Origin of the sequence: Oscillibacter sp. CU971 (genome assembly GCF_905219725.1) — a bacterium.
Lineage (GTDB): Bacteria > Bacillota > Clostridia > Oscillospirales > Oscillospiraceae > Oscillibacter.
This window is the reverse complement of sequence record NZ_CAJMXG010000401.1, coordinates 1-2,004: the sequence shown is the minus strand read 5'-3', so window position 1 is coordinate 2,004 and position 2,004 is coordinate 1. Positions and strand designations below refer to the sequence as shown.

At 56.6% G+C, this 2,004-nt stretch carries 2 protein-coding genes; both read right to left on the bottom strand.

From position 1 onward, the window contains the following. On the bottom strand, positions 1-908 hold a 908-nt coding region (locus tag JX325_RS15880), incomplete at its 3' end, for a ParB/RepB/Spo0J family partition protein (RefSeq protein ID WP_374220650.1). Continuing rightward, a complete protein-coding gene (locus JX325_RS15875) occupies positions 865-1,686 on the bottom strand; it encodes a ParA family protein (RefSeq protein ID WP_204792023.1) in 822 nt (273 codons plus the stop codon). The genes JX325_RS15875 and JX325_RS15880, both read right to left, overlap by 44 nt. Positions 1,687-2,004: the final 318 nt, after the last annotated feature.

Sequence of the window (2,004 nt, the reverse complement as noted above, 5' to 3'; positions counted from 1 at the left end):
ATGGTGTCCTCGATCTTCTGTGCGGGCGTCCCCGCAGGGAAAAACTTGTCGATGCGGTTCCGGGGCATTTTGAACTGCTCCACCTGATTGGGCTTTTCCTCCTGCATGATGGACAGGATCACGTCGGGGTTCAGCTTGCCCTTTTCGGAAAAGTCCCTGATTTTGATGGCCTGGGCGTGGGAGGGGGTGCAGTCCTCGCCCTCCATGACCTCCAACAAGGCGTTCTGCTCGTTCTCCGGCAGATAGGACAGCTCTACGGCAGGGCGCAGGGCCATTTGTAACGTGCCCTTTCCTTTCAGCACAGTATTGTCTACCATATCCAACAGTTCGGGTACAAGGTTTGTCAGGCGGATATACTTTCGGATTTGCTCATGGCTTTCGCCCGATTGCTCCGCCAAAATCTCCCGCGAGGTCTTACCACCTAACTTCTGCAACGGTGTTGCAGAGGTTAAATCTGTGCGCTCCCCTTGTTGCCGTTTCATGGCATCCAGCTTCATCTTATAGGCAAACGCCTTTTCCGAGGGCAGGACACGCTCACGCTGGAGGTTGCTGTCCACCATGATAATGATGGCTTCATCATCGGTCAGCTCCCGGACGATGCAGGGCACCGTAGGCAGTTCCGCCAGCTCTGACGCCAGCTTGCGCCGGTGGCCCGACACCATCTGATAACTGCCGTCCGGCATGGGCCGCACCAGGACGGGGGAAAGAACTCCGCGTTCTTTGACGCTCTCCACCATCTGCTCCATTTCCTCGTCCATCCGCACCTTGAACGGGTGGTCGGGAAAGTCGCTGATCTCGGCGGTGGGCAGGTCGATCACATAGCTGCGCTGGGCGTTGTCCCGTTCCTCCTGGGTGGTGAACATACTATCTACCGAGGTCAGAAGTCCGGCTGCGCTCTTTGCTGCCAATGTCCAGCACCTCCTTTGTCAGTTTGCGGTAGGCGTCCGCCGCCCGTCCCCTGGGTTCGTGCTGGAAGATGCTCTTGTCCGCTGTGCTGACCTCCGCCAGCCGCACCGTGGCCGGGATCACCGTGTCCAGCACGGGCAGGTGCCGCCCAAAGTTCGACTTGACGCTGTTCACGATGTCCTTGCGGAACGTGGTTTCATTCGCCATCGTCAGAAACACGCCGCCGATCTTTAGACGGGGGTTGATCTGACGCTGGATGCTCCGCACGGTGCCTACCAACTCCGTCATATCCTCCGCCGCCAGATAGTCCGCCTGAACAGGCACAAGCACATAATCCGACGCGGACAGGGCGTTGATGACCAGCATACCCAACGAGGGGCGGCAATCCAGCAGAACATAATCATAATCCCGCTTCACGCTGTCCACATACTGCCGTAGCACCGTTTCCCGGCTCATCACGTTTACCAGCCCCACCTCCACGGCGGACAGGCTGCGGTTCCCCGGCACAAAGTCAAAGCCCTCATGGTGGTGCATGATCTCCGGGTGGTCGCGGGGCATTGTCCCGGCCACAACGTCGTTCATGGCATTGGCAAGGGTCACGGGCAGGTCGTGGGGCTTGCGCTGGCCCAGCATTTTGGTCAGATCGCCCTGGGGGTCTACGTCCAGCAGGAGAACTTTCTTTCCTTCCAGCGCAAGACCGGCCCCCAGGTTGTAGACGGTCGTGCTTTTGCCAACTCCGCCCTTTTGATTTGCTACGCTTATCACTTTTGGTTTCGCCATTTTGGGGGTTCCTCCTTCTCCATAAATTTAGCCGCCTGCGGCGAAACAGGCGGCTATGTACGGGCATGGAAAAAGCCGCCTTTTCATCATTGAAAAGACGGCCTATCCAGTCAAGCGATATGTGATTTTAGAGAGTAGTTCAAAGGGCGGCGCTAAACCGTATGTCCGCATTTCCCGGTGTTTTGTCGTATCAAAGCTCATCCCTTGGTAGTAAATTCGTAGTAATTGGGGTGGTATGCTGTCAGGAAATGCGGGGTAATGCGCTGTTTCACAAGGTTTTGCGGGTTCTTACAAAATATTTCCTATAAACCTTTAAGG

Bases quoted from the DNA above. Each gene is read 5' to 3' on its own strand.
- JX325_RS15875 (WP_204792023.1), bottom strand. From the start codon at position 1,686: ATGGCGAAACCAAAAGTGATAAGCGTAGCAAATCAAAAGGGCGGAGTT.